Genomic DNA, 26923 nt, shown 5'->3' on the forward strand with positions numbered 1-26923 from the left:
AGGGCTTGATAATCATCGATTGTCAAGCCTTTTTTGTATACATCAGCATTATAAACCGGGCCGGGTCTTTCAATATGCCCCTTTGTAATTTATCCCATTATAAATACTGCCTTGCCTACAATTCCTCCCTTCCTTACCTCGTCATACCCGTTCTTGAAATCCTCAAACCTATATCGCTTTCCAATCGCCACCTTCAGGCCACTTTTCGCTAAAACCTCCAATTCCTTCGCTGTCGACTTTAAAAATAACAGCTGGTACTTTTTCCCTGCGAACAATTTTCCAATCATCTCTTTGATCCCTGGTGAGGTATTCACGTACACCCCTGCAGGGCTCAATACACGCTTCGCTGTTTTATAATCCATTTTCCCGGCCAGGTCCACCACTACATCATACTGCTCTCCTCCGGTCAATACATTTTTCTCTTTATAATTCACTACCACGTCGCTCCCTGATTCACGCGCCAGATTTACGCCAGACGGTCCTACTACCGCCGTTACTGTACCACCCGCCTGCTTTGCTAACTGGATCGCAAAAGGCCCTATCCCTCCGGCAGCACCATTGATCAATACCTTCATCCCGGGTTTTACCAGTACCAGTTGCCCGAAGATCTGCGTCGCTGCGCCGCCGGCAACAGGCAAGGCCGCTGCCTCCTCAAAGGATATTCCTGCTGGTTTATGCGTAATATTACCGGCCTTCACCGCCACATATTCAGCCATCGCGCCACCTTTAAAGATGGAGGTGATTCCCAATACCTCGTCTCCATCCTTGTACTGCCCGTTCCCTTTTACCACCACACCTGAAAAATCAATGCCTGCTTCCTTCGGGAACTTCCTTCCACCCATCATCTTCATCTCTCCCTGCCACAATTTCCAGTCCAGGGGATTTACTGATACCGCCTTCACCTTCACCACTATTTCACCCGCAGGCATAGGGGCTTCTACCATTTCCAATACTTCTGTGCCGCCAAAACGGCTATAACTTAACTTTCTCATAAAACTGCGTAATCCGTGTAACCCACCGGACCAGGTGTATAAAGTGTGTTGTAATCAGGTTCATTCAATGGTGCCCCGGCTTCAATTCTCTTATCGAGATCCGGGTTTGCCAAAAAAGCCCTTCCAAAGGCTACTAAATCCGCGAAACCGGCGTGCAATGCGGCTTCTGCTGTCTCTGGTGTCAGCCCGTTACAGAGAATGATCGTGCCCTTAAATCCGGCGCGAATCGCCTGGAATGTCGCTTCCGGAATACTTGCGGACATGCCGATATGTACATAAGCGATAGCTAGCTGATTCATTTCCTTCGCTAAGAATGCATACGTTTCATGTGCATCATAAGGCGCCAGATCTCCCAGTGTTGAATACGGAGAAAACCTGATACCTACCTTGTCTGCTCCAATGGCAGCAGCTATTTCCTTCACGACGCTGATTGCAAACCTGGCCCGGTTGGCCACATTGCCGCCCCATTCATCCGTACGATCATTGACAACAGGATGCAGGAACTGTTCTACCAGATATCCATTTGCGCCATGAACTTCTACACCATCAAATCCTGCTTCTATTGCATTGCGCGCTGCATTTACAAATTCCGCAATCACACCTTTAATCTCCGCTGCTGTCAGCATTTCCGGAACAGGATAAGGTTGTTGACCTAAACTATCCGTCCATATCTCACCTTCCGCTTTCTTCGTGGATGGTCCTACCAAACGAGCGCCCACAGGCAGGTTTGCAGGATGGCCGATACGCCCGGTATGCATTAGTTGCAAAAACATCTTACTCCCCGCAGCATGTGCGGCAGCAGTAACCGGTTTCCACGCAATTGTCTGTTCTTTGGAAAAGATTCCCGGAATCCGGGAATACCCCAGGGCATCGGGTGATGGAGCAGTACCTTCTGTAATGATTAAACCAGCCCCGGTTCTCTGTGCATAATACGCCGCCATTAATTCATTAGGCAGGTTATTAATGGCCCGGCTGCGCGTCATGGGCGCCATTACCAGGTGATTTTTTAGTTGTAATCCGCCTTTATCATAAGGCATCAGCAATTTGTTCATATTGTTGTCGTTTTGATGACAATACAAAGTTGCCTCATTGCTGAAGGCTAAAATAGCCGCTTGTGTCAAAAAAATAGTCCTATCCGGCGGTCGCGTATTTTTTGGGTTTCATGCCGTGGTACTTTTCGAAGAGCCGCCCGAAGTGGCTCAAATTAGCAAACCCCAGGTGGTAGCCTGTCTCCGATACAGATAGCCCACCGTGTTTTAAGAGAAATGCGGCCTCTTCCATCCTTGCCTGCTGGTAATAATTATAAATCGTATCCCCAAATACCTGTTTAAACAGGTCCTTCATCTTGGTCTCTCCCAAACCGGCCATCTTCGCCAGCTCCGGTAAACTTGGCGGTACTGCCAGATCTGCAAGTATTGCTGTCCTGATCAAAGACAGCTTTTCTGCGTCATCTTTATATACTACGTTCTGATGTACGGCCTCCCGTTTTTGCAGCTTCTCAAATACCAGGTATAACAACTCCTGTACTTTTACCCGGTGATAAAAATTGCCCAAATCATTGTCCTCCCGCGCATCCGTTACCTGTTTTACCAGTTTATGGATATCCACGGTCATACTTTCATAAAACAGGAATCCCGGTGCTGCATTTAATATGGTTTGTACAACGCTGTTGGGGTTATTGATTCCCAGCAGCTCCTTCAGCGCGTCTTTCCTGATACCTACCACCATAAAATATATCTCCGTATTGGCGGGAAAGCGAATCTGTGAATGCAGGTCTGTCGATGCGATCTGTATGGCAAATGCAGAGGTCCGGGAAAGCGGGTCTGGGGTACCGCCTGTATTCACACTCCCCGGCGCTTCATTACTATGGAAAATAATACTCACCAGGTCGTTGGGGCCATCGTTGCCGACCCTGTTGATGATAAAATCCTGGTGAAGCTGATAACGGTGCACAATCAATTTCATACCCGCAGATAGCGTGACTCTCCTGATACTGCCCGTACCCAGTGTGGCAGGAAGGACCAGCCGGTCACCCTTCAGCGGGAGGTTAAATTTATTAGCAAAACTTGAAAGAAAATCAAACTGAGCGTCAGGGATAAATTCAAAAAACATAAGCGCCTGTTAAATTACTTTTCTCTTTAACTCAAACCAATTTGTCAAACTCCCCTTATCTTCAAACTGCTTTACCAGCACAAATCCCAGTTTCAGCAAGACATTTCTAGAACCTTTATTTTCGGGATGTGTGATCGCATAAATGGCGGGTATATTGTATATATGGGAAAATCATATCGGGCCCTGCAAAGCCAGGTAAGGTCGTTGACCGGAGAAAAGCAGCGCTGGAAATTTCAAATGAGTGCCGCAAACGAATCCGGAATTTTTGGAGGATCGTATGATAGGGCCGTCTCTGAAAACGGGCCTGTGAGGCACTCATTTGTTATTTGCCATTGGTCCTGAACAGGAAATATTGTTGAGAACTAAAAATTCAGAATGATTACAGAGTTGTTAATCATCTTTGCAGCTTAGTTCACATATAGGTTATAATTTTTATCGCCACCAGATCTTTATCTGGTGGTTTTTTATTAAAAACCACCGAAACTTAGACCTACGGAATAAGCCTTCAGGGAATAAGTGCTGTTAGATTTAAAGACTGGTGTGATACCATAACTACCATATACTGCAAAGTTGCCCCAGCCAATTCTTGCTGTTGGTACGAAGCGGATGGTATTAAACCAATATTTGCTGCTTTCAGTTTCTGTTACATTACGACCGGTTACATTGGTAACCACCCGTGTATGTGCATTGAGCAGGTATCCCGTTTTGATGCCTATGCCCACTTTGAAGCCCCTGTTCAGGTCGTGCTGGAACTGGTGAAAGCGAAGTTCCAATGGGATCTCCAGGTAAGTTGTAGATAATTTGGACTTCTGATAGTTATCTGATGCCACCCTGTTAGGTGAGGTGGTACTTGTAATATCGATCTTTTCTTTTTTAAAGTAGAAGTTATCAGCACCAACACCAAGACCAGCACCCAGGCTAAATTTGCTCTCATTTAGAGGAATATCGTACACCAGTGCGATATTAAGCGTCCTGTTAAATCCCATATGAAGGGTATTGGCTCCTGTACCAGTCAGACCTGCATAACCTGCCTGGATGACGATATAATCTTTACCTTTATTGACAGCGTTCTTAAGATTGCTTTGCGCAAATGTGTAGTGGGAAAAAATCAGTAACCCAAATGCAAGAATGGTTTTCTTCATGTGTATTTGTTAGTCAATTGAATATTTTTCAATGAGGTGATTGTGGTGGTCGTTGCAGACTTCAGACAATACCATCGTCGAAAATCCAGATTTTCAGAACCAACCGCCACTTCATCTCGACGGAACGGACTTTGATAACTATGTAAGCACAAAAGCCGCCGACGCAATTACTCATCTGACGGCCGTCTGTTTCCGGGTTAATTTTTTCATTTTCTTCCGGTGTAGCCGTGATGCTTTTTCGCAAATCGGTGACGAAGATAGAATTTATTGAAGAGAAGACCAACAGCTCCCATAATGCTGGTTGGCATGAACCGCGGCTGGCTGTTTTCGTCGCGGAGTGAATATATCTATTTAATTATCAATGTTTAGTGTCTGTTTGGTATGTCTGTTATCTTGACCAGGGCATCTATATTCCGGCGTTTTCCCGCCGATAACTGTTGTTTACAGTAAGTGGTATAAAAGCTATGTTGTTGCATAAACTTCAGGCTAAGCGCGGCCTTGTTTTCAAATGTTCTCCCTTTCCTGGCCTCCAGCTCCTGCCACACCTTTGCATCCTTCATCATAAAGTCCGCTGTTCCCAAATGCCAGGTATCAGCGTCACAAATGATCTTCTCCATTATATTCGCCGGATGTACGGGCATCCGGGTGGCCATGATATATTGATGTATGGCACTTAAGTACAGCGTAGGAACGGAACCTTCCAGGAACTGTCGCATCAGCGCAGCACCCCTTTCTTCATGGCCTTCCAGGTCGCCAAAAAGGTGCCCCGTATCATGGAACCATGCCGCTGTTATAATTATAAAACTATTATGGGCTGCCAGGTTATACCAGCTACACAATGCTGTAGTGTGTTCTACCACCTCTTCAGTATGGGCAAGGTTATGATAATATAGGTAAGGTTGCATGTGAAGCGCGAACAAATGCCGTACATGTGCCTCGATCTTCGCCAGCAATAATGCTTCCGACATTCTTATGGATTTTCAGGTTGTGTAGTATGGGTATGTCTGCCCCATTTGTACTGATGGGTCCAGTAAGCAACCTTCATTGAGAGAATCCCAATACCTGCCCCCACCAATACATCTGAGATATAATGGCGGTTATTGGCCATTCTCAGTGCACCAACACCACTGGCTAGTCCATAAGCAGCATATGGCATCCAGTGAAACCGGTCCTTGTATTCCTCGCTCAGCAGGGTAGCGGCGGCAAATGCCTGCGCAGTATGACCGGAAGGGAACGAATTATAGGTAGACCCATCCGGCCGAAGTTGATGGGTATACTTTTTTAATACGTACACACTGCCCATCATGAGCAACTCGCCTTTTACCATGATAGCCGATCGGTTCAGGATGTCCGTTTTCGATCTTACCCCTGCGGCATCCAGGCCATAGGCGATTGCCAGGGGGGCAAACTGGAGGTAATTATCAATATGGGTATGGAATTTAGGCATCATCTCATTCCTTTCTTCTACCACTTCGTTTTTGAGTGATTCTTTGCCGTTGCCATTAGCGGCAATGCCTAAAACTGCCAGGGTGAGCGGGAGGCTGAGTTGCCGTACGGTAAAGGAAGGTAAAGGCCGAACGATGATGCTGTCCCGGGTCTGAGCATGCCCTAGTGAGATAAAGAAGGTATAAAAATAAAACAGGAACCACTTTTTCATATGCTATGCTACGTAGTTAGAATACAATATTGAGCTTCAATTCGGTAGAAATTCTGAATTACAAATTTCGCATTTCTGCAAACTGCCCGGTCGCCTGCGGGTATGAAACAGCTATATACCTTTATGGTGGCCCTTTTCATGCTAAGTTTGCCGCCATTCGTACCAGGGCATGCCTGCCAGCAGATTGATATAGAAATGTTAAAATTGTCAACCTGCATGAATTCAGTGGCTGGACCCTCTCTTTACAGAGGGGGCCGATAGCGTGATTCCTGTCGTCTTACATCGAAGGCGGATTATTCTGATAATCTTCCTCCTGCCCCTTCTCCTTCTTAAACTGCAACTTCCCGAATTTATAGCTCATACTTATCCCAAAAGACCGGTAAGGCACCATTCGCAGGTACCATCCTGAATAATTGGCGGTTTGTACGGTTGTCACCTGTCGGATATATTGATTGAAAGGATTGGTAGCTGTCAGCCCAATACTAGCATTCTTATGCCAGAACAATTTCCTGCATGCGAGTGTATAATTGATCACCTGCGGCACCCGGCCCTGAATACTATTCCAGGCAGATCGGTATTCACCAAATGCCTCCGCCACAAAATCTGAAGGGAAGTTATAAGCAGCATTGATATTCAGTCTCCAGCTCAAACCATTCGTTTTGTTGCCATTGTCCAGGTAGTTTACCACATGTTTATTATACACCATCAGGTTTTCCCGTACATTTAATCGCTTTGTCAATGGGAGAGCACCCGTTACGATTAAGCCCGTGTTATATTCTTCACCGATGTTCATACGGCTGGTCACGGTGACGTCCTTATACAGGGAGTCGCCAACAGGATAAGTGGCGTAATAGGCGGTATAGGTTTTCAGATCATTCGTGTTGATCCTCTCCATCAGCGCTGCATATATATTTCCGCCCTTTTTGAACGTCCGGCTGTAACCCAGTTCGAGATTGTTCCCGATTTCGGGCTTCAGGTAAGGATTACCCATGGTGATATTGTAAGGATCACTAAGATTTACAAAAGGATTCAGCTCTTTGTCAGGACGTTCTATACGGCGTGTAAAGGCAAGTTTCACGGATTGCCATTCCCCCAATTTGCGGGAGATATTTAACGCCGGCAAAAACTCGCCGTAGGAAGGAATCTTCCCCATCGCTATCGTTGTATATTCGTATCTGCCACCTGCTACTACATCAAATTTATTAAACAATGCAAACTTCGCAGAAAGATACGCTGCGTAGATATTCATGCGGTAATCAAAAACATAGGATTGTGTGGAGTCAGGTATAGATGTAGCCGTATTGTTAAAATGATGAAGGATCACTTTGGCACCACTTTCGAAAGATAAATGCTCATTGACCGTGTGTGTGTAGTCCGCAGAAAAGTTATGTTGCAGATCAATGCCTGGTGTCCAGCTCCGGGTAACACCCTGTATAAAGCTGGTGTACGGGCTACCGTCACTGCCACTGTACAGGAGGTACAATTCCCTGCCTTCTTTTTTGAAGTGCTGGCGGTATCCCAGGTTCCAGTCTACAGTGCCCGTATGGTTACGGGTGTCGGAAGTAAAATAAATATCTCCCGGTTGCTGCCAGGTACTGGCAACAGACCTGTTCCCAAAATAACTATAAGATATGCCACCGGTCAGATTCCCATACTCAAACCCCAGGCCCGACTGATATGCTTTTCTGCTGAAATCGGTAGTTGTTGACTGTGTCATTTTGGTCTCCGTATCGAAGCTATAACGGGTGCGGGACGAAGGTGTATGCGAAGTAAGCTGCTCATTGCCATTGAAAAATACATTCATACCGAATTTGTTCTTCCTGAAATTCAGGTTTACAGAGCCGTTTTCCAAACGGGTGCCTGCACTCAGGGAAACTGTTCCGTTCATACCCTGGGCAGGATTGTCTTTCAGCAGGATATTGATGATCCCGCCGGTGCCCTGTGCATCATACTTCGCACCGGGACTGGTAATTGCCTCTATACGCATAATCTGGCTGGCGGGGATAGCAGCCAATGCATCGGCCAGACTGTTGCCAAACATAGAAGAAGGTTTCCCGTTGATGAGGAAACGGATATTGGAATTGCCTTGTAGTTCTACATTCCCATCTATATCTACTGTCACTTGTGGTACCTTTCTTAAAATATCCGTTGCCACCCCACCCTGGGAAGTGATATCAGCAGCTACGTTATATATTACCCGGTCCGTTTTGTTTTCAATAGCCGGCGTATGGGAAGTAACGACGACTTCATTGAGTGACTTACCAGCAGCGGTCATATAGATAGTACCAAGATCCTGGGAGGCGTTAATGTTTTTCAATTCCTGACGGGTATATCCGATGAAGTCAATAATGATATTATAACTCCCCTTTTTTAGCCCGTTGATGGAAAAAACACCATTTTCTCCCGCTACTGCACCATTCACAGTTTTGCCGGTAACAGGGTCGTTTACAATGACCGTCGCATAGGCCACGGGCTGGTGACTGTCTTTATTCAGAACAATACCTTTTATTTTGTTCTGACCAATTGAATACGTCCATCCCAGTAATAAGAATGCTAAAGTCGTCAATACCTTCATATGCCATTTTGATTTGCTGGTGCAAACCTATAAGGCTATTCTGTAGACATACTGTAGAATCTGATAAAAATATATGTGTCTAAAAAGGGAAATTTATCCTGGCGCCTGCCATTACAATTGATTTTGAAGTTTCTTCCCGGAAAACGTCACATGCATCATGGCTGCGGACTATACAACCCCAACGTCAGCAGCTCTTCAATCCCCTTCATCTTCAAGTCCCTTCCAATAAATACGATCCTGCTCCTCTTTATTTCACCTTCTCCCCACTGATTGCCCGGTGATATCGCCAGGTACTCAGCCACTGACTGCACCACAAGTTTCTGTTGCTCACCAAATCCGTACACAATTCCCTTCACTCGGTAAATATCCTGCGACTGCACCGCCATAAACACCATCAGGTGATGCTTTAGTTTGCCGGCATCAAACGGCTGGTCAAAGGTAAATGTCAATGACGTCAAACTATGATGACGCTTTTCTTTCTTAACATCTTCTCCTGTATAATGATCCGCATTCGTACGCACAAATTCCATGATCTCCCGGTGAGGAAAATGCTCCTTCGTGCCAGATAAGATCAATGCAAATGGATTGATCTCCTTCAGTAGCGCATGTATGTTCACCAGCTCTTCATCTGAAACAAGGTCCGTTTTCGAAATCAATAGTACATCGCTAAAGCTGATCTGCTTCCGCGCTTCCTCGGTTGTCTCCAGTTCGTACGCTATGTTTCGCGCATCTACCAGGCAGATCACCCGGTCCAATCTATAATAACGACTCACCAGCGGGTCTATCAAAAATGGCAATGCCACGGCAGAAGGATCGGCAATCCCGGTTGTCTCAATGATCAATTCCCTGAAGTCGCCCGATTTTTTAGACAACTCGACCAACAGGTCCACCAGGTCTTCGTTCAGGTTACAGCATAAGCACCCGCTACTCATCTCAAAAATATTATCTGAGATCTCCATCACCAACTCACCATCTATCGATTCTTTTCCAAACTCGTTCTCAATGATGGCGTATTTTCCTTTCTCTCCCGCCATCAGCAATTCATTCAAAAAAGTAGTCTTTCCAGCGCCTAAGAAACCAGTAATAATGGTTACCGGCTTGGGTTGTATTTTTTCCATATTTTATTTTACCTCCTCTGATAATTCCAGAACGTAATAAAATTCATTGATGTCAGTGGCATTTAATCTCAACTTACCCCTGAACTTTTTGAAATCGTCGATATCATACCCTGTATTTTTTTTCTTCAGCTTCACTGTAATAATAGACGCCGGGCTCCCGCCACCACAAAAGTAACAACTGGCATAAGGATTGGCTGATAATGCCAGCGATGCTCCAGTTTTATCTACCGGAATGACAAAGCCTTTGATCTCTACTATCTTCCCATCCAGGTTTTTTACATTTTGTGTGAATTTAGGAAAAAGCATATATCCTTTAATGTCATTCAGGTATTTCTCTTCATATTTTATGTTCAGCAGTATGTTCCAGCTTGCCTTCAATGGTTGCTCCTGCTGTGCCGTCGTGCTGAAAGCAAATAGTAAAGTAAACAACAATTTATTCATGAGCCAGGGTTTTAGAAATGTTCAGCCGAAACGCTTTGATAGCAGGTAATGCTGCAGCCAGCAGCCCTAGCATCAGTGTCGCTGACAACAGGTACCATTCTTCCGGCAACAGTGAATTTTTGAATACGCTGATATGATACCTTGATCCGGCATACTTGCTGAGCAGATATAATCCCAACCGGCTTAACAGCATGCCGGCCATAAACCCTGTAATAACCATGATCAGCCCTTCGCATACCAGGAACCAACTGATCAGCAGACGGCTACTACCCATGGCTCTTGCCAGGGCCAGTTCGTATTTTCGTTCTTTCAACCTTGCATAAAGGGCAATGAAAATACTCATCCCGGATAGTAATACGATTGCAAAGGCAATAGCCTGCAATGTCTGAATACCAACACCCATCAGACTAAACAGGCGTTTTAGTTCAAGTTGTGGAATGGCTGCCTGCATGGGAGTCGTCTCATTGATCATGCGGGGAAGAGAGATCATTGCGACCGGACTTCTGTATTTGATCAGTAAAGCGGTAATTTGTTTGTCATGCTCAGCATGATCATGCTCCATTTCGTGGCGGCTGACAGGATAAGCTGGATACCCCTGATCATCATGGTGTTCATGGATCTTCCAGACGGAAGCCACATTCGTCAGGATCAGCTGATCTGCCACCGTATTATTCTGCTCCAGGATACCCGTTACCCTGTATTTAAATTCAGCATGTACGTGCCCGCTACTCCCCAGACCGTGCATCCCTACAAATGTATCTCCCACTTTTAACCCGGTAAGTGCCGCTGCCTGACTACCGATCACTGCCTCCAGCGGCCTGTTGAAAATATGGCCTTCCCTGAACCGGCAACCATATTTACGCAGGTAATTACTATCTGTACCTACAATCCTGCAAGCCTGGTATGAATCTCCAAATGCCAGTGGAATTGCCTGCTTCACCAATGGAAGTGCCGCAATCTTATCCGCTTCATTCAGTGATATATTGCCTACAGGAGCATCTATCTGGTAAACCGAAGATAGTACCAGTTGCAGCGGACTTCCTTTTGCACCTACCACCATATCTATGTCCTGCAGGTCATTATCCAGTTTTGTTGCTAACTGATGCTGCGTAACCAGCAGCATGGATATAATGCCTGTGCCACAGGTAAGCAATAATAAACTAAGCAGGGTAGATAGCGGATGTTGGATTAAGTTCTTTAATATGATCTTTGCAGTCATCCTTCCAGAAATACGCTGTTTGAGAAATGTTGTTTCAACCTGGCATCATGCGAAACGACAATCAGCATCGCACGACTGAGTGCTGCCTGTTCCTGTAATAATTGAATCACCCTGTCTGTATTATCATCATCCAGACTACTGGTGGGCTCGTCTGCCAGTAACAGTTGAGGATTGTTAATGAGTGCCCTCGCGATAGACACCCGCTGTTGCTCTCCCTTACTCAGTTGCGCCGGGAGTTTATGCAGGAGGTGGTCAATCTGTAAGCGCGCGGCAAGCTGTTTTGCCTTATCTGTATCAGGAGTAGCGCGGGTAAAGAACCTCGGCAGCAACACATTATCCAGCACACTGAGCGCACTCATAAAATGGGCAGATTGATAGATGATGCCTATGTGTTTTCCACGAAACCGGTCAAGTTTGCCGGAAGGTAACAGGCCTGTATCTGTTCCATCTATGATTAACCGCCCGCCGGAGGGGCGTAGTAAACAACCCAGTAAATGCAGCAACGTTGTTTTGCCGGTACCTGATTTTCCCGTAATCAGCAGCGGTGTTTCCTGCGAACAGTGAATATCAGGATAACTGAATGTCGCCTGCGGATTGTATGCAAATTGTAGTTGAATGGCCTGGAGCATTTTTATAAATAATTTTAAACTTCACGGATCCCGGAGTAAATAACATTTTTCGCAGATCTGCCGGTGGTTTACAACCACAGGCCGTACGCAATGATAAAATGGTATATAATGCCATGACGGCCAGCAGCCACTTTTTTACCTGTGTTTGCAATGTTTCACGTTCTTCAGGTGAGCAATGATGATGAGTATACTGCCTGTCAGCTTACAAACTATTTCAGCATAATCATTTGCGAGTAAATTGCCTGTAACCATGCATGTAAGCCCGGCCACAAAAAACAAAAGGAGCGTCCTGTTATGGTGCTTTCTGCAACCCTTGATCAGGGCCCACGACCCGGCACACATAGAAATCAGGATCGTTACAATTTCGAGGTATACATTTTCCAGCAACTCAATGCCGCACAGCGTAAGCGTGGTAAACAGGATGGGCAGTAACACACAATGTACGGCACAGGCAATAGAAGCTACTATGCCGATGGCATCCCATCTGCTCCGGTAATCAGTATTCATAAGCATTTCAGTTTTTTAAGCGTGTAGCACGCCGGTGGCCTGCAACATCAGGTTGTGCAGGTCCGTATTTTTAATAAAAGGTCTGAGTAATTCCCTGCCGGGACCGTAAATGGCCAGTTCAACATAATCAGCAGAATGATCCATGGCCCCCCATCCCACAGATGTATAACCAGATTGTATAGCGGCCAGTTGCCTGTAGGGTAATTTACGTGGATTGTACAATCCTGTTTCATCCAATTGATCATAATGACCAAGAATAGAAAGGGCTTCTTCCCTGGTAATGACAATCCCCTGTGCGGCTTCTACCCGTTCGATCAGCTGAGCTGGTGTAAATGATTTATTTACCCCATTCAGGATCCATTCGTTGGTATACTTATAGTGCTGTATCAGGTCAAACTGCTGATTAGCTTTGTCACCGTAAAAGAGCCCGGGATTAGCGTTGCCGTGATCAGTAGTAATGATCACCATTGTATCTCCATCTTTCGCTGCAAAATCAATTGCTACTTTTATGGCATTATCAAATGCGATCTGGTCATAAATAAGTGCGCCCGCATCGTTTGCGTGTGCTGCCCAGTCTACTTTCCCTCCTTCTATCTGCAACACAAAACCTTTCTTGTTTTTGTTAAGCAATTGCAGGGCAGTAGTTGCCATCTCTGCCAGCGTGGGAATCTTCTCCTGCAGAGTGGCGTCCTGCGCGTGATCCAGGGCATAGGGGAGGCCATTGTCATTGAATATGCCTAGTGCAGGCGTGGTATCCAGTTGCAACATTTGCTGGCGGTTTTGCACGACCGCATAACCGCTGGCTGAATACTGTGTCAACAATGCTGCCGGAAAATATTCACGTCCGCCCCCCATCATCACATCAAATTTCAATGGCAGGTATTGCGTTGCTATTTCATGCATGTCGCCCCTGCTGGCATTTGTAATACTAAAACCAGCCGGCGTGGCATGGGTAATGGGAACTGTCGTTACGCAGCCCACAGATTTACCTGCTGTCTTGAACTTTTGTAAAATAGGCGTATGGTGTGTACCGTCTTCACTTACGTTCAGTTTGCCATTGTTTACCCGCACGCCACCTCCCCAGGCAGAACTCGCAGCCGCAGAATCAGTGATCAGTGAGCTGGCAGATGCTGTGTCCATCAATGCCCGGGTTACGGTGGCCTGTTCATATAAACTCAGCCATTGGCTTTGCCGGCCCTCTTTACGCTGTAGTAACAAGCTGGCCATATTAAGGGTGCCTGTGCTCATGCCATCACTGACCATAAAGATGATGTTCCTGGCCGTTTTGCGCTGGCCGGTTTCGGCAAATGCCTTGCTGGTAGAGAAAAACGTGCTGCCAAGCAGCGCGAGAGAGGAATTCCTGAAAAATTCTCTTCTTATCATGATGGTATATGATGTGTGCAACAATGTTGCAAAAGTAAGGATTAGTTTCAGATATTTGAAGCAGTGATGCAATTAATTAATATGGGATCCCTCTTTTGATAATGAATGAGTGGGACTATTTAATAATGGACGGTAAACGGCATTATTAGGAAGCGCACGATGGTTGACAGGCTTGCTGGCGAGATATTGATCTTTAAGTGGGAGATAAGATAAGGGAGCTAACAGGTTTTCAGGAAATAAAAAAGACGCCTGTCGCTTTCTTTGATACAGGCGTCTTTTATTCAGGTAAAAAGATTGTTTCGTAAAGTTCTTCGAACGTAGTTGTACTTGTAATACAACTACCTTTCCTAGAACTTAATATTCAGTTTTTTAGAAACCAGTTTTTCATCCTGGTAATATTCAAAATACCATTCTCCGCCTTTCTTAAACACTATTCCCCTGGCTACACCATCATCGGCGATAAAACTATCCACCTGCGATGTTTTCAGCAATGACATCACTTTCCTGGGTGAGGTATCTATGAGCTGATAGCCATTTGCGTTAGCCTGTGCGTACAGCACATCTTTACTATCAGTAACGGTGGCGGGGGTAGCCGCCGTCATCACCACGGCTGGCGTATTGGTAGTGGTGGCCGTAGCTGCAGCAGGCGCCGAACCGTCATATTTATACTGTGCTTTGCTCAGGAAACCTACGGCATTTCTCAATGCTTCATTATATGCCAGTTGCCACTCTTTCTCCCGGCTTTTTCCTTCCTCACTCTGGTATACGACATTCCCCTGGCAATCTTTTAAAACGAGGATTAAACCGGTAGATAAAAACTTCTTCTTTTCTACAAGCTCCGCTTTCAGTGCATTACATTTGTTACTGGCAAGATCAGCAGGTAACTGTTCATCTGCCATATAAGCCTTAAACCCGACACCTTCCAGCAGCGATTTTGCCAACGTGTTCATGCCATACTGGTTCTCCTGTTTGAACATCTCGAACCGCTCAGGTACTAATACATACTGGTAGTTGTTGATGGTGTTTTGTGAACGGGCTATAACGGAAAAAGCCATTGCCAGCAATAAGGTAAATACTTTCATATAGTTGATTATTACGTTCTTGTAACGAAGATAGCAGAAAATATTTCTTAATGGATATATTCCTTCTTTATTCCCAGTTTTTTCATTTTTGATTTCAATGTAGAGGGATTCAGGTTCAGTATTTCAGCTGCTGCACCAGGCCCCCATATTCTGCCATTACATTTTTTAAGTACCGCAATAATATAATCCCGTTCGTTTTCAGCGATTGTTTTCATGGTCATATCTTCTACTTCCGGTGGTTTTTCTCTCTTGTTGAATGCGGGCAGCAGGATCTCTTCTATTACGGCTCCTTTTGCCAGCAATACACTTCTTTCTATCATGTGTTCCAATTCACGGATATTTCCCGGCCAGTCATATGTCATCATCTTCTTAAGCACGCCATCCGAAATTCCGCTCAGTTTCCTGCCAGCCTTATCTGCAAAGTGACGCATAAAATGATAAGCCAGGGCCGGAATATCTTCCTTCCGCTCACGTAATGCCGGCAGCGTGATGGGGAATACATTCAATCTATAATACAGGTCAAGCCGGAATCGGCCATCCGCTACTTCTTTCTCCAGATTCTTATTGGTGGCCGCAATAATGCGTACGTCCACTTTTATGGTATCACGTCCGCCCACTCTTTCTATTTCCTTCTCCTGTAGTACCCTCAGCAGCTTTACCTGCAACTCAATTGGCATATCACCCACCTCGTCCAGGAATAAAGTCCCCTTGTTCGCTCTTTCAAAAATGCCCATCCTTTTATCCAGCGCACCGGTAAATGCACCTTTCTCATGACCAAATAGTTCTGACTCAATCAAACCTGGCGACAAAGCAGCACAGTTTAATTTAATATATGGTTTCCCGCTACGTGTTGAAAATTGATGGATACTACTTGCTATTTTCTCTTTGCCCGTCCCGCTCTCACCTAGTATCAGTACCGAGGTGTCTGAAGGAGCTACCTGTGCTACGTGGTCAAAAACGTTCAATAAAAGATGGCTTTTTCCAATGATTTCGTCCGGTATTTGTCTGGATTTTTTTGAAGCAGGTGTAACCATGTCAGGTGCCTTATCCTGCAACAAGGTATCAATGGACTGGATGAGCAAGGGCACTATACGTTCAAAAATTTCGACCTGGTCAGCTGTATAAGCTGTTGATCTCCTGCTGTACAAACATATACTTAGATCTTTTTCCAGATCAGATCTTAACTGGAAGTTTTCAGCAAACAGCTTTTTAAAAAAAGTTAGATTACAATTGTATGTCAGCGCAGAAAGCGCTTCCATTGATTGGCCGGTTACGGTTGCCAGTTCCGGGATTCCCATTATCTGGTACTCATCAAAGCCTATTCTTAAAAAGCAAAATCCCCTGCCAAATCCGCCGACAAGAAAATCAAATGGAATGATCCGCTGTAATGCAGCTATTATTTGTAATGACTTTTGTTCCCACGTACCGGTTTCAACCCGGATTGCTTCCAGCGTTTTCCGAAATGCTATTTCTTTTTGATATTTTGTGTCCACGCTATGTGCATGGCGATACCGGGCAATTTCCAGTGCAACCAGCAGGTCCTTCTCTCTGAATGGTTTTACAAGGAAGCCGTAGGGCTGCGTTTGCTTGGCCTCATTCAGCACATCTTCGTTTGAATTGGCAGACAGGTATACAAAAGGGATATTGTCAACAGCCAGTATCCTGGCAAGGTCAATTCCAGTCTCTTCTCCTTTTAGAAAGATATCCAGCAGCACAAAGTCGGGCTTTTTCGTCCTGATCATTTCCTGCGCCTGGGCAACCGATCTGGCGATGCCTGTAATACCATATCCCGCCTGCTCTAACAACAGCCGTAAATAATCTGCTTCTACAAACTGGTCTTCTACTATGAGAATTTGTTCTTTCATATTCAGGTGTTTGATGCTGGTTCACAAATAAAGTCAAGCCGTATTTCAGTACCTGCTTCATTGATTATTTTTAGTGTTGCATCAAGGTCATCTCCTAAACCACGTATCAGTTTCATGCCCATGGAAACCTGGCTACCCGGATCAAAACCAACTGGCAGCCCAATTCCATTGTCCTTAATGGAAAGCAGGTAATGGTTCGGTGACAGACACTTAAATGCTACAGAAATGATACAATTGTCTTTACCCGGAAAGGCATGTCGGATCGCATTCGTAATTGCTTCATTCACGATTAGTCCGAGCGGTACACAATGCGATACATCCATTTGTATGGGCTCAATACCGACCCTGAACTGTATCGTTTGACTGGTATGAAAACTATCTTTCAGGTGATCTATCAGTTCATGAATATAGTCAGACATATTGATGGCTGATAAATTGTCTGATTGATATAGTTTCTGGTGCACCAGCGACATGGCCTGTATTCGCTGCCTGCTCTCAGTGATTGCCTGTATGGCCTCTTCTCCCTGAAGATAGGCGGCCTGTGTGCGCAACAAGCCCATTACGATATGAAAATTGTTTTTCACACGATGGTGGATTTCCCTTACCAGCCATTCCTTTTCTTTTAACAGGTTTTGTAATGAATTGTTTTTCTTTTCAATCTGCCTTTGTTGCAGCTTTAGCGTACTGTTGGTGCGTTGTTTCAAACGGGAGTTATTTATCAGCAAACCAATAATCACAATTAACAACAAGGTCACGCCAATAATCCAGCGTTTGGTATTCAGCTCTTTGGTCAGCTCACTTTGTTGGATTCGCTTTTCTTTTTCCAGCAACCGGATGCTCTGTTCTTTTTTATCCGTTTCATATTGAATAGTGAGTTCCTCAATCTGTCGGCTTTTCCTTTCGTTGTAAATTGAGTCTTTGAGGAACTCAAAATGCTGCAGGTCCCTTACAGCTGTCGCATAATTCCCCAGCGCAGAGTCAGCCACAAAGAGCAAATGGAACAGCTCCATCTGATCCACCAGGCGGTCAGAAAACCGATGAACCAAAGCTGTGTCCAGGTACTTATGCGCTTTGGCAAATTGCTCCATTCTCAGATAAAACCTGCTCGCATCCATATTTGCCAGGGATATCAATTCTGACCCGGTATCGACACCTTTAAAATAAGCAATGGCGGACAATAGATATTTTTCCGTCTCCGCATTCTTTTGAAGCGCTTCAAAACAATAAGCATAATTCTGCGCTGCAATGCCCTTCTCATACGCTGTTCGCGGTGGTTTTCGCATTGCCAGGCTATCCATCAGGGCTAACGCATTTTTACCCATATTCAATTTCGCCAGTTGTCGGATTAGCAACCCCGCGGTCCTGAATATCATTACCGGGTCTCCTTTTTTACTGATCCTTTTCTCCAGGCATTTGCGGTACCACTGACTACTTTCGTACGCACGCCCCATCTCATCATTCACCAGGGCGACTTCCCCATAATATGACTCGATATGCAAGGTGTCGTTATAGCGCACAGCATTTTCCACGCATGTCGAAGCATAGGAGAGTGCTTTCTCATAATTCCCAAGGTATCGGTTAATCGATGAAAGCAGGTAATAGATATTGGCCACTTCCTGAATACCATCGGCATGTAGCAAATCCAATGCCTGTAATAGCGTTGTTTCAGCCAGCTTAAATCTGCTCGTCTGAAATTGGTAGTCTGCCATGCGGATCCGGGCCCTGCCTTCCTGTTCCTTATTGTGTGCCAGTTGATACAAGCTGACTGCCTTTTCAAAATACCTGTCATTGTTTGGACTGTTCACGTTTCTCGCTATCATTAGCCAGGTGTTAGCCTCTCTGTTCAGGTCCCGTTTCTTATGGTAATGATCCACTACTTCCATCATTATTTTTTCTCCGGCTGCTGAATGGTCTTTTGCACACAGGGCCATTCCTTCCAGGATCATGCTTTCATACCGGAGATTTTCCAACCCGAGACTGTCACTTAATCTTATAGCATGTTGAAAGATGTCAATCGCAGTATCCATCAGCTGCTTTCTGGCCGGACTGAAATTCTTTAGCAGATAGCTTTTACCCAGTTGATGTAATTGTAAAACCTGACTGCTATCCTGCCCGTGGATAGGTACCCTCATGGTCAACAGTAGAAAGGAAGCTATAATAAACGTGCGCATTATAGGTAGTTAAGAAAAACGACCGCGATATTTCACGGTCTGCCCGGCATAAACCATGAAATATCACCAGTTAAGATAGGTTATGTCATTCAGCCACAGCTACTTATGGATAAGGCACTCAAATTGGCATACAGTTGCCACAATCTTTATTTATGGAAAAAAGTGGTTCAAAAACAGTTGTGTTTATTACGGGCGCATTTGTACATCATAGTTGCTGGGATGAATGGCAAAACTTGTTTAAAAGTAAGGGTTACCAGACCATTGCACCTCCCTGGCCTCATAAAAATGCGTCTGCCGAAACATTGCGCAATAGTCATCCTAACAAAGATATTGCATCTAACCGGCTTTCCGTACTAATTGATCATTATGATCAGATAGTACGGGCTCAGGTAGAGAAGCCGATCCTGATCGGGCATTCCATCGGTGGATTGATCGTGCAGTTACTCTTACAACGGGGACTGGGCATAGCTGGGGTAGCTATACACCCGGTGCCACCAAAAGGAGTCATGACGTTCAGGCTTTCTTTTTTTAAAGCCGGTTGGGGACCATTGGGGTTCTTTACCAATACCCGCCGATCCTTCCTGATGTCTTTTGATCAGTGGAAGTATGCTTTTACCAATGGCATGGACTACGAGGCCCAGAAAGAAGGCTATTATAAATATGCCATTCCGGAATCGAAACTGATCGTGCGGGATACTATCACCGCTGTTGCGAAGGTTGCATTTGAAAATCCACATGCTCCACTCCTGATTACTTCCGGTAGCGAGGACAATACTATACCAGCATCACTGAATGAGGCAAACTATAAAAGATACAGAAATAGCAATTCTGTTACGGACTACAAAGCGTTCAAAGACAGGAACCACTTTGTTTTAGGGCAGTCTACCTGGAAGGAAGATGCAGCATATATTCTGAACTGGATTAATCAACTACCATGAAAAATATGAGAACACTAATTATTGCAATCGGATTATTATTAGCAGGAATCAGCGCTGGTGCCACTGCTACACCCCCCGCAGCCCCTCCGGCTAATTTCAGGCATGCTTATGCAAAAATAAATGGTATTAATGTGCACTTTGTAATAGGTGGCACCGGAGAGCCATTAGTATTGCTGCATGGATTCGGTCAAAACTGGTACATGTGGAACCGGTTGCTGCCCGAACTGTCCAGACATTTTACGGTGATCGCCCCGGATCTTCCCGGGGTAGGGGAATCAGGAAAGCCGGCTACAGGTTATGATAAGAAAACAATGGCAGCTTATATACATGGCGTAGTGAAGAAACTGGGTTATAACCAGATCAATCTGGCAGGGCATGATATTGGTTTGATGGTGGCCTATGCTTATGCAGTACAGTACGCAGGTGAAGTAAAGAAACTGGCATTAATGGATGCATTGCTACCCGGAGTAGAACCGGTATGGAGCCAGGTAAAAGGAGCTGCATGGTGGTTTGGTTTCTTCTCTTTCCCTGCCTCGGGACAGTTGGTAGCGGGAAAAGAACGGCTGTTCCTGACCAATTTTTGGCCTGTGGTAGGTCATGTGAAGGATCCGTTTACGCCCGAAGAGGTAAACGAGTTTGTAAGGGCATATGCAGTAAAGGGAGCTACTACAGGGGCCTTTCATTGGTTCGGGGCTTTTGAGCAGGACGCAATGGATAACAAAGAATTCATGAAAACGAAACTGGAAATGCCATTGCTGGCAATGGGAGGGGAGTATTTTGGAGCGGGTTTCCTGGAGGCGCATTGCAAGTTGGTGGCAGCGCATGTAACAGCATCGAACATCAAAGGAGCCGGCCATTGGGTTGTTCAGGAAAATACACCGCAGGTACAAAAAGACCTGTTGGATTTCTTCCTTTCAAAATAAAAGAAGTGAGGTTGTCTTAAAGTAATTCTTACTTTCAGGACAACCTCACTTTGCTTACTTGAACTTCAGATTCAGTGAAATGATATTTGCATGCAGGCCATTGCTCTGTGTATAATGCCCTGCCCTTAATTCCATCATATTTAAATGCTGCCAGCCGAATACACCATGTGGCGGCATCATACGGATCCCGGCGCCGAAAAAGTGACTATCAAAAGAAGATAAGTCGTAATTACTGGTATAGTATTCATCTGCAGATGTATGTGCCTGGTATCCTGCAAAGTATTTTGTACCCTGCTGGTGGTTGTACCTGTAAAACGGCGTAAGAGAATAGAATGGAGACAACTTAACGGATGTCTCCAGACTTGCCGTATGTGCACTTATCTGCCAGTTGTCATGATAATAACGGTAATAGCCTCTCAGTACAACCCGGTCTCCCACAAAGTAATTCGCGCGGATACCCAGTGGAATTTTCAACCTGCTATCAGGTAATTTCTCCACATGTACGCTATTATCATTGAAATATACCCTATGAAAAGGTAATCCCAGGTAACCCGACTGATATATAACATCCATCAGGAACATGAGCTGGAATCTGGAATTAACGATCTGTGACCAGGAGATGGATCCACTGTACGTTTTCCTGCCGGCAGTAGCGTAGTCTTCATGTTCGCCGTATCCGCCGGATCCTCCGTTTGTTCTCAGTTCTATGGGATATATTAATTTTAAGTTGTCCTGGTAAGTTTGCAGCTTCAGTGAGAATTCTCCCATTTTATTATGGGTCTTTTGTGCAAACAACAGGTTCGCGCCGATAGACTGATAATCGAATTCGTGTGAAAATGATACACCTGCCCCATAGGTTCGCCCGTTCTTGTTTTCCATCTCCCACGATACGGAAGGATAGAAGCGGGTATCAGCTGCAGAAGCAGAAGAGATCGTCTTTGGATCTATGTTATCAGATGATGCTGAGGTATAATGATCTATGCCCAGTTCTACATTCCAGGTATGCTTGCGGTCATGTGTATCATACTTCGAAAGCGTCACCTGGATGGAATTGGACAGGTCCGTCAGTTTTTGGGTGCCAATGCCGCCAGTTACAGCTGCACGGTCTCCATCCTGATGGTAATAGCTGGATACGATGTTGACTTCTTCCAGTTGTAAAGTCCGGTTTTTATATGTTCCGGTATCAGCAGGTGACTGTGCATTTGCATACAGTATACCTGCGAACATTGCCAGTATAGCGAGATTCAGTTTTTTCATACATGCTGTTTAGTTACAACCACATCCACCGCCGCTTTTAGCACCATTGGCTCCGGAAGCGCCTTCCCGGTAAGATTCGAAACTCAGTTCCGTTTTTTCTACTTTGCGGTTGCCTAGCGTCATCTCGCCATCATTCAGGCGGTTCTTCTGGTATTCTTTTACCGTAGTACAGGCGGTAGACAGCATGGCCGTAGCGGCTGCCAGCAGTACTAGCCTACAGGTTGTTTTCGTCATTTTAGCTGGATATTATCGGAAGTGAATAATCTATTCTGGTCGTCGACGATGATACAGGCAATCTGCCTGATCTGGTTGATCATATTCAGCCCGGCCCTGATGCCCATGATCATGACGGGCGTAGCCATCGCATCGGCTATTTCTGCGTTGGTACTGATAATAGAAACACTCTTGATACCAGTTACAGGAAGTCCCGTTTTAGGATCAATTGTATGGGAATACTTTTTACCGGCTATCATCACATACTTTTCATAATTGCCAGAGGTAGCGATAGCCTGGTCAGAGATATTGAGATAGGAAAACGGATGGTGCCTGCTGTCAGGATCTGCAATACCTACTGTCCATGGCTGACCATTGGGTTGTACACCCCAGGCAGTAAGATCGCCGGCAGCATTGACAATGCCACTGCTTACTCCCCGCCCGAGCAGGAGCATTTTAGCTCTTTCTGCTGCGTATCCTTTCCCTATGCCGCCAAAGCCTATGCGCATGCCTTCGATCATCAGCATCACCTCGTTGGTGGTAAGATCTACTTTTATATTCCGGTAGTCGATCAGCCTGACCATAGCACGGGCTGTAGCAGCATCAGGCAGGGACGTCATGTGCTGGTCAAAATTCCACAGACTTTTATCTACCGATCCGTAACTCAGGTCAAATGCACCCTGTGTGATGCGGGATATTTTTTCTGCACGAAGTATCAGTTCACATACTTCCCGGTCTACCTGTACCGGCTGTATACCCGCATACCTGTTGATCAGGGCAGTCTGGCTATCTTCATTAAAGGTGGTGAGCAGGCGTTCTATACGGCGTATTTCATTAATGGCAGCCTGGATATGCTCGTTTGCTTCTTCCTCATTTCCGCATACTACGGTGAGTTCAAAACGGTTACCCATGAGTTTCAACACCTTCCGGTATACCTGTGCGGACAAGCATACGATGTCACTTGCCGGCTGCATGCGCGCTGTTTTTAACCTGGTCTATAAAACCATCGGGTGTGGTGTTAGGAAACCCTTCCCAGGTCTTTAAAACCTTTCCGTTTTCATCAAGTAAAAGCGTGTATGGAAAATGTCCTTCAGGATTATATTTATCCGCAAGGGCGTCATTCCGTTTTTGTTGTTCTTTGCTTAGTTGGTTCTTCCTGGAACGGGGAAAGTCTGCATTCAGCAGTATAAGTTCCTGGTCGGCGAAAGTGAGAAAGGCTTTGTCGTCGAAGATTTCTGTTTTGAGCCGGATGCAGGGCCCACACCAGTCAGAACCGGAAAAGTTCAGTAAGATCAGGTGATGCTTATCGGCCGCCAGCTTTCTGGCTTTGTCAAAATCGGTTTCCCATGCCGGGGACGCAAATGCCCATAGGCATGACAATGCAAGTAGCAGTACTTTCATATAATTGGTGCCATAGAGCTTCCTTAACAGATGGCACTACGAAGTAAATGGAAAGGATGTAAAAAGGGTGTTAAAGCGTTGATTTTAAGGTTATTTTAAGAAAAAAAATCATATGAGACATGCGGGTTGGTCTTGTTAGCATCTGATAGCTCACAATCAGGAAGGGGCAGGCAAATGTATCCCTGGATTCTGTAGAGATTCTGAAGCTAAATATGCCAGCCGATTTTTACCGATACTTCCGGGGTTATTACCGGCGGGTTAAATGTTTTGTCATCTACCCGTACACTACTTTCGCCTCCCGCTCTTACATGGATACCACCCCATGGATTCAGGTAAAAGTGATGATAAAATTTCCAGACATAACCACCGCCGGCAGTAACAATCACATTGTCATATTTTGAGGTGGATTGCCGGGCCTCGGTTTGAATCTGGCCTTTCCAGTATTCCAGTCCGGCACCGATCCACCATTTTTCGAATCCGGGTTTGAAAAAGTAATCAGTGATCAGTGTATAGGCATTGATCTTATTTTCTGTGAAGCCATCTTTGACCATAAATGAGGGGGTGGTCACAGCAGTAATAATGGCTCTGTAACGCATATGTTGATGGCCGTACCAGATGGAACCATAATACCCGCCGGTGAGGTAAGGTAGTGCGTCTATTTCAATGCCCGCGGTAGAGGTTTTCGTTTGTGATATGCCTGGCAGGTAGAAGAGTGAGAGCAGGAAAATGGTGAATATCTTTTTCATAATTGGCTAAGGTACTGCGAATGGGGTGCCTGGATATTGATCACGGTCATGGTGGAGGAGGATAATCAACATCGCTACCTTTGTTCAGGGGCACTTTACCAACAAGGGTACCTGTCACAAGTAAAATAATGTCCTTCTATTGCCCATTGCAGACCAATTGCTATCATGAAAAAAAAATGTATAAGACGCTAGCTGATAGAAAGAGACCTGTATCAATTGAAATATCCCCTAAAAATGTCTACCATTTTAGGGTCACTTCAAATTTTGATACAGGCCTTTTTAACAGATCTGCTACTCGTATTTGAATGCGGCTTTCAGTCCGCCTACAGAAACAGAGAAATCACCGGGTTCTGTCACTCGTTGCAGTTGCGCATTAATAAAAGAGAGTTTCTCTTTATCGATAGTGAAAGAAACGGTTTTGGTCTGGCCCGGTTGTAACTCAATCTTTTCAAATGCCCGTAAGCGTTTTACTTCGGGAGTAATAGAGGCGACTTCATCACTAACATAGAGTAAAACCGTTTCTTTGCCTGTTACTTTGCCTGTATTGGAGACATCGACACTAACGTTGATAGCTTTCGAATTCGTCAGCGTAGTATTGCTCAGTTTCAGGTTGCTGTAAGTGAATTGCGTATAACTTAACCCATAGCCGAACTCCCACTGGGGATTATATCCGGCTGTCTCGTCGAACTGCAGTGTCTCGGTATATTTATGATAATAGTTTACAAGACTATTAGTCGTGCGTGGATAGGTATAAGGCAGTTTGCCGGAAGGATTGATCTTTCCTGCCAGTACATCAGCTATCACGTTGCCGCCCTCGTTTCCTGAGAGGTAGGTGTGTAGTACGGCAGCGCTGAGTGGTTCAATTGCAGAGATAATGCGTGGACGGCCTTCGGTCAGTACGAACACAATAGGTTTTCCGGTGGCAGCCAGGGCACGGGTAAGCGCTATTTGTGCATCGGAAATGCGCAGGTCTCCGATGTTGCCGGGTGTTTCAGTATAGCTGGTCTCGCCGATGCAGAGAACAATTACGTCTGCCTGCGCAGCTTTTTCAACTGCATCCTTCAGATCCAGTGTTTTGTCGAAATCTGTACCTGCACTATACTGTACATTGGCAGCACCGAATACATTCCGGATGGCTTCCAGAATAGTATTTTTATCTTTCTCGGTTTCGTCACTGGTCGTACCCTGCCACACGCGTGCCCAGCCGCCATTGAGTGCGCGCATGCTATTGGCAGAAGGACCTGTTACGAGGATCTTTTTGCCGGGAGATAATGGCAGGATATTATCTGTGTTTTTCAATAAGGTGATACATTCTGCTGTAAGGTCGTAATTAAGTTGATTATGAGCTGCACTGTTAAAAAGCGGATAGTCTTTCGCATTTCCGGTTGGATTGTCAAAAAGCCCCGTTTCATATTTCACTTTCAGAATTCTCTTTACTGCATCATCAATACGTGACATGGGGATCTTGCCTTCTTTGACCAGTTCGATCAGGTCTACTGTAAAGATAAAGTCAGTGGGCACCATGCTCATATCGATTCCTGCATTGATTGCAATGGTGATCGCTTCTTTGTTGTCTTTTGCTACCCTATGGCGTTGGTACAGGTACTGAATATCCTGCCAGTCGCTGACTACAAGGCCTTTGAATCCCAGTTCACCTTTTAGTATATCTGTGAGGATGTGTTTATTGGCATGAACAGGTATACCGTTTATTTCTGCACTGTTGACCATCACACTTTTTGCACCTGCTTTCACTGCTGCGGCAAACTGTGGCAGAAAGTATTCCCGCATTTCTCTCTCCGGTATCCAGGCCGGGGTACGATCATGACCGCTTAACGGGTTGCTGTAGCCCATGTAGTGCTTGAGGCAGGCCGAAACGTGGTATTTGTCTGTCACAATACCATCACCCTGGTATCCCTGTACCACGGCCTTACCCATTTCGCTGACGAGATAAGGGTCTTCACCGTAGGTTTCCCAGATACGTGGCCACACCGGCTGGCGGCCCAGGTCCAGCACGGGACTAAAATTCCAGGGAATAAATGAAGCCCGGGTTTCATAAGCAGCGACTGCAGCAGCCTTCTTTGCCATGGCAGGATTGAAGGAGGCCGCCTGGGCGATCTGCTGGGGAAACATGACAGCATTCAACGTGTAATTGTTCCCCCTGATGGCATCAATACCATAGAGCACAGGTATTTTCAGCCGTTCCTGCAGCGCGAGTTTTTGAATTGTTTCAATCCTGTTTCTCCAGACGTCCACTGTCTGCGCGTTGCCGCCTACGTTCAGGATAGAACCTACCTTGTACTTTTTGATCGCTTCCTCCAGTTTGGCCATGTCAAATTCATGGGGTTCGTTCAGGGCTCCATTAGTCGATTTGAGAAAGGCTTCGACACTGATCTGGGTCATTTGTCCGGCTTTTTCTTCAAGTGTCATTTTCGATACGAGGGACTCCACTTTCTGATCAATGGATTGAGTATAACCAAGAAAAGACGTCGCAGTGAATGCGCCGAGGAGGAGTAATTTTTTCATAAGTGTGTTAATTTAATGTATGGGTACGT

24 protein-coding genes are annotated in these 26923 nt (G+C 45.4%); 2 read left to right on the top strand and 22 right to left on the bottom strand.

Features of this window, described 5'->3' with window-relative positions; all coding sequences use genetic code 11:
* Positions 1-89 precede the first annotated feature (89 nt).
* The 16 genes from ABDW33_RS15210 to ABDW33_RS15285 all read right to left on the bottom strand — a co-directional run bounded on the left by ABDW33_RS15210 (position 90) and on the right by ABDW33_RS15285 (position 18893).
* Complete coding sequence (locus ABDW33_RS15210; protein WP_343690927.1) at positions 90-992, bottom strand: NAD(P)-dependent alcohol dehydrogenase; 903 nt, start codon at positions 990-992, stop codon at positions 90-92.
* Positions 989-2044, bottom strand: coding sequence for an alkene reductase (locus tag ABDW33_RS15215; RefSeq protein ID WP_343690928.1), 1056 nt, complete (start codon positions 2042-2044; stop codon positions 989-991). The genes ABDW33_RS15210 and ABDW33_RS15215 overlap by 4 nt, the downstream gene beginning before the upstream one ends.
* Positions 2045-2123: 79 nt before the next feature.
* Positions 2124-3104 (bottom strand): AraC family transcriptional regulator, encoded by a 981-nt coding sequence (locus ABDW33_RS15220; RefSeq protein ID WP_343690929.1) that lies wholly within the window; start codon positions 3102-3104, stop codon positions 2124-2126.
* 467 nt (positions 3105-3571) lie between these two features.
* On the bottom strand, positions 3572-4246 hold the full coding sequence (locus ABDW33_RS15225) for an outer membrane beta-barrel protein (RefSeq protein ID WP_343690930.1): 675 nt from the start codon (positions 4244-4246) through the stop codon (positions 3572-3574).
* 365 nt (positions 4247-4611) lie between these two features.
* Positions 4612-5214 (bottom strand): metal-dependent phosphohydrolase, encoded by a 603-nt coding sequence (locus tag ABDW33_RS15230; RefSeq protein ID WP_343690931.1) that lies wholly within the window; start codon positions 5212-5214, stop codon positions 4612-4614.
* A 2-nt stretch (positions 5215-5216) separates the two neighbouring features.
* Positions 5217-5903 (bottom strand): phosphatase PAP2 family protein, encoded by a 687-nt coding sequence (locus tag ABDW33_RS15235; protein WP_343690932.1) that lies wholly within the window; start codon positions 5901-5903, stop codon positions 5217-5219.
* Positions 5904-6180: 277 nt separating this feature from the next.
* The gene (locus ABDW33_RS15240; RefSeq protein ID WP_343690933.1) at positions 6181-8478 is read right to left on the bottom strand and encodes a TonB-dependent receptor; all 2298 of its coding nucleotides are present in this window, start codon (positions 8476-8478) and stop codon (positions 6181-6183) included.
* 155 nt (positions 8479-8633) lie between these two features.
* A complete protein-coding gene (locus ABDW33_RS15245) occupies positions 8634-9596 on the bottom strand; it encodes a GTP-binding protein (protein ID WP_343690934.1) in 963 nt (320 codons plus the stop codon).
* A 3-nt stretch (positions 9597-9599) separates the two neighbouring features.
* A complete protein-coding gene (locus tag ABDW33_RS15250; protein WP_343690935.1) occupies positions 9600-10037 on the bottom strand; it encodes a hypothetical protein in 438 nt (145 codons plus the stop codon).
* On the bottom strand, positions 10030-11256 hold the full coding sequence (locus ABDW33_RS15255) for an ABC transporter permease (RefSeq protein ID WP_343690936.1): 1227 nt from the start codon (positions 11254-11256) through the stop codon (positions 10030-10032). Before ABDW33_RS15255 ends, ABDW33_RS15250 begins: the two co-directional genes overlap by 8 nt.
* Positions 11253-11885 carry an ATP-binding cassette domain-containing protein gene (locus ABDW33_RS15260; protein ID WP_343690937.1) on the bottom strand — a complete coding sequence of 211 codons (633 nt, stop codon included), beginning with the start codon at positions 11883-11885 and terminating at the stop codon, positions 11253-11255. The genes ABDW33_RS15255 and ABDW33_RS15260 overlap by 4 nt, the downstream gene beginning before the upstream one ends.
* Positions 11886-12020: 135 nt before the next feature.
* Positions 12021-12392 carry a MerC domain-containing protein gene (locus tag ABDW33_RS15265; protein WP_343690938.1) on the bottom strand — a complete coding sequence of 124 codons (372 nt, stop codon included), beginning with the start codon at positions 12390-12392 and terminating at the stop codon, positions 12021-12023.
* A gap of 15 nt (positions 12393-12407) precedes the next feature.
* Entirely contained in the window at positions 12408-13775 is a 1368-nt protein-coding gene (locus ABDW33_RS15270; RefSeq protein WP_343690939.1) for an alkaline phosphatase, read from the bottom strand.
* Between the two features lie 347 nt (positions 13776-14122).
* Positions 14123-14857: a hypothetical protein gene (locus ABDW33_RS15275; RefSeq protein ID WP_343690940.1), complete on the bottom strand. Its 735-nt coding sequence runs from the start codon at positions 14855-14857 to the stop codon at positions 14123-14125.
* Between the two features lie 47 nt (positions 14858-14904).
* Entirely contained in the window at positions 14905-16722 is a 1818-nt protein-coding gene (locus ABDW33_RS15280; protein WP_343690941.1) for a sigma 54-interacting response regulator, read from the bottom strand.
* 2 nt (positions 16723-16724) lie between these two features.
* Complete coding sequence (locus tag ABDW33_RS15285; protein WP_343690942.1) at positions 16725-18893, bottom strand: histidine kinase dimerization/phosphoacceptor domain -containing protein; 2169 nt, start codon at positions 18891-18893, stop codon at positions 16725-16727.
* A 152-nt stretch (positions 18894-19045) separates the two neighbouring features.
* Between ABDW33_RS15285 and ABDW33_RS15290 the strand changes: the two genes are divergently transcribed.
* Together ABDW33_RS15290 and ABDW33_RS15295 are read left to right on the top strand one after the other, a co-directional pair.
* Positions 19046-19831, top strand: a complete 786-nt coding sequence (locus ABDW33_RS15290) for an alpha/beta hydrolase (RefSeq protein ID WP_343690943.1) — start codon at positions 19046-19048, stop codon at positions 19829-19831.
* A 5-nt stretch (positions 19832-19836) separates the two neighbouring features.
* Positions 19837-20754: an alpha/beta hydrolase gene (locus ABDW33_RS15295; protein WP_343690944.1), complete on the top strand. Its 918-nt coding sequence runs from the start codon at positions 19837-19839 to the stop codon at positions 20752-20754.
* 54 nt (positions 20755-20808) lie between these two features.
* Here ABDW33_RS15295 and ABDW33_RS15300 read toward each other — a convergent pair whose 3' ends face one another.
* The 6 genes from ABDW33_RS15300 to ABDW33_RS15325 all read right to left on the bottom strand — a co-directional run bounded on the left by ABDW33_RS15300 (position 20809) and on the right by ABDW33_RS15325 (position 26894).
* On the bottom strand, positions 20809-22011 hold the full coding sequence (locus tag ABDW33_RS15300) for a DUF3570 domain-containing protein (protein WP_343690945.1): 1203 nt from the start codon (positions 22009-22011) through the stop codon (positions 20809-20811).
* A gap of 9 nt (positions 22012-22020) precedes the next feature.
* Positions 22021-22245 carry a DUF4266 domain-containing protein gene (locus ABDW33_RS15305; RefSeq protein WP_343690946.1) on the bottom strand — a complete coding sequence of 75 codons (225 nt, stop codon included), beginning with the start codon at positions 22243-22245 and terminating at the stop codon, positions 22021-22023.
* Complete coding sequence (locus ABDW33_RS15310) at positions 22242-23198, bottom strand: FAD:protein FMN transferase (protein ID WP_343690947.1); 957 nt, start codon at positions 23196-23198, stop codon at positions 22242-22244. Before ABDW33_RS15310 ends, ABDW33_RS15305 begins: the two co-directional genes overlap by 4 nt.
* Positions 23182-23625: a thioredoxin family protein gene (locus tag ABDW33_RS15315; protein ID WP_343690948.1), complete on the bottom strand. Its 444-nt coding sequence runs from the start codon at positions 23623-23625 to the stop codon at positions 23182-23184. Before ABDW33_RS15315 ends, ABDW33_RS15310 begins: the two co-directional genes overlap by 17 nt.
* A gap of 206 nt (positions 23626-23831) precedes the next feature.
* Entirely contained in the window at positions 23832-24371 is a 540-nt protein-coding gene (locus ABDW33_RS15320) for a hypothetical protein (protein ID WP_343690949.1), read from the bottom strand.
* Positions 24372-24662: 291 nt separating this feature from the next.
* Positions 24663-26894: a glycoside hydrolase family 3 N-terminal domain-containing protein gene (locus tag ABDW33_RS15325; RefSeq protein ID WP_343690950.1), complete on the bottom strand. Its 2232-nt coding sequence runs from the start codon at positions 26892-26894 to the stop codon at positions 24663-24665.
* Between the last annotated feature and the right edge of the window lie 29 nt (positions 26895-26923).

It is taken from the genome of Chitinophaga sp., assembly GCF_039596155.1.
GTDB lineage: Bacteria > Bacteroidota > Bacteroidia > Chitinophagales > Chitinophagaceae > Chitinophaga.

Coding starts and splice junctions, on each gene's coding strand:
- ABDW33_RS15320 (WP_343690949.1), bottom strand. CDS start 24,371: ATGAAAAAGATATTCACCATTTTCCTGCTCTCACTCTTCTACCTGCCA.
- ABDW33_RS15235 (WP_343690932.1), bottom strand. CDS start 5,903: ATGAAAAAGTGGTTCCTGTTTTATTTTTATACCTTCTTTATCTCACTA.
- ABDW33_RS15220 (WP_343690929.1), bottom strand. CDS start 3,104: ATGTTTTTTGAATTTATCCCTGACGCTCAGTTTGATTTTCTTTCAAGT.
- ABDW33_RS15290 (WP_343690943.1), top strand. CDS start 19,046: ATGGAAAAAAGTGGTTCAAAAACAGTTGTGTTTATTACGGGCGCATTT.
- ABDW33_RS15240 (WP_343690933.1), bottom strand. CDS start 8,478: ATGAAGGTATTGACGACTTTAGCATTCTTATTACTGGGATGGACGTAT.
- ABDW33_RS15280 (WP_343690941.1), bottom strand. CDS start 16,722: ATGAAAGAACAAATTCTCATAGTAGAAGACCAGTTTGTAGAAGCAGAT.
- ABDW33_RS15275 (WP_343690940.1), bottom strand. CDS start 14,857: ATGAAAGTATTTACCTTATTGCTGGCAATGGCTTTTTCCGTTATAGCC.
- ABDW33_RS15265 (WP_343690938.1), bottom strand. CDS start 12,392: ATGAATACTGATTACCGGAGCAGATGGGATGCCATCGGCATAGTAGCT.
- ABDW33_RS15260 (WP_343690937.1), bottom strand. CDS start 11,885: ATGCTCCAGGCCATTCAACTACAATTTGCATACAATCCGCAGGCGACA.
- ABDW33_RS15325 (WP_343690950.1), bottom strand. CDS start 26,894: ATGAAAAAATTACTCCTCCTCGGCGCATTCACTGCGACGTCTTTTCTT.
- ABDW33_RS15210 (WP_343690927.1), bottom strand. CDS start 992: ATGAGAAAGTTAAGTTATAGCCGTTTTGGCGGCACAGAAGTATTGGAA.
- ABDW33_RS15245 (WP_343690934.1), bottom strand. CDS start 9,596: ATGGAAAAAATACAACCCAAGCCGGTAACCATTATTACTGGTTTCTTA.
- ABDW33_RS15230 (WP_343690931.1), bottom strand. CDS start 5,214: ATGTCGGAAGCATTATTGCTGGCGAAGATCGAGGCACATGTACGGCAT.
- ABDW33_RS15295 (WP_343690944.1), top strand. CDS start 19,837: ATGAGAACACTAATTATTGCAATCGGATTATTATTAGCAGGAATCAGC.
- ABDW33_RS15285 (WP_343690942.1), bottom strand. CDS start 18,893: ATGCGCACGTTTATTATAGCTTCCTTTCTACTGTTGACCATGAGGGTA.
- ABDW33_RS15255 (WP_343690936.1), bottom strand. CDS start 11,256: ATGACTGCAAAGATCATATTAAAGAACTTAATCCAACATCCGCTATCT.
- ABDW33_RS15270 (WP_343690939.1), bottom strand. CDS start 13,775: ATGATAAGAAGAGAATTTTTCAGGAATTCCTCTCTCGCGCTGCTTGGC.
- ABDW33_RS15215 (WP_343690928.1), bottom strand. CDS start 2,044: ATGAACAAATTGCTGATGCCTTATGATAAAGGCGGATTACAACTAAAA.
- ABDW33_RS15300 (WP_343690945.1), bottom strand. CDS start 22,011: ATGAAAAAACTGAATCTCGCTATACTGGCAATGTTCGCAGGTATACTG.
- ABDW33_RS15250 (WP_343690935.1), bottom strand. CDS start 10,037: ATGAATAAATTGTTGTTTACTTTACTATTTGCTTTCAGCACGACGGCA.
- ABDW33_RS15315 (WP_343690948.1), bottom strand. CDS start 23,625: ATGAAAGTACTGCTACTTGCATTGTCATGCCTATGGGCATTTGCGTCC.
- ABDW33_RS15310 (WP_343690947.1), bottom strand. CDS start 23,198: ATGCAGCCGGCAAGTGACATCGTATGCTTGTCCGCACAGGTATACCGG.
- ABDW33_RS15305 (WP_343690946.1), bottom strand. CDS start 22,245: ATGACGAAAACAACCTGTAGGCTAGTACTGCTGGCAGCCGCTACGGCC.
- ABDW33_RS15225 (WP_343690930.1), bottom strand. CDS start 4,246: ATGAAGAAAACCATTCTTGCATTTGGGTTACTGATTTTTTCCCACTAC.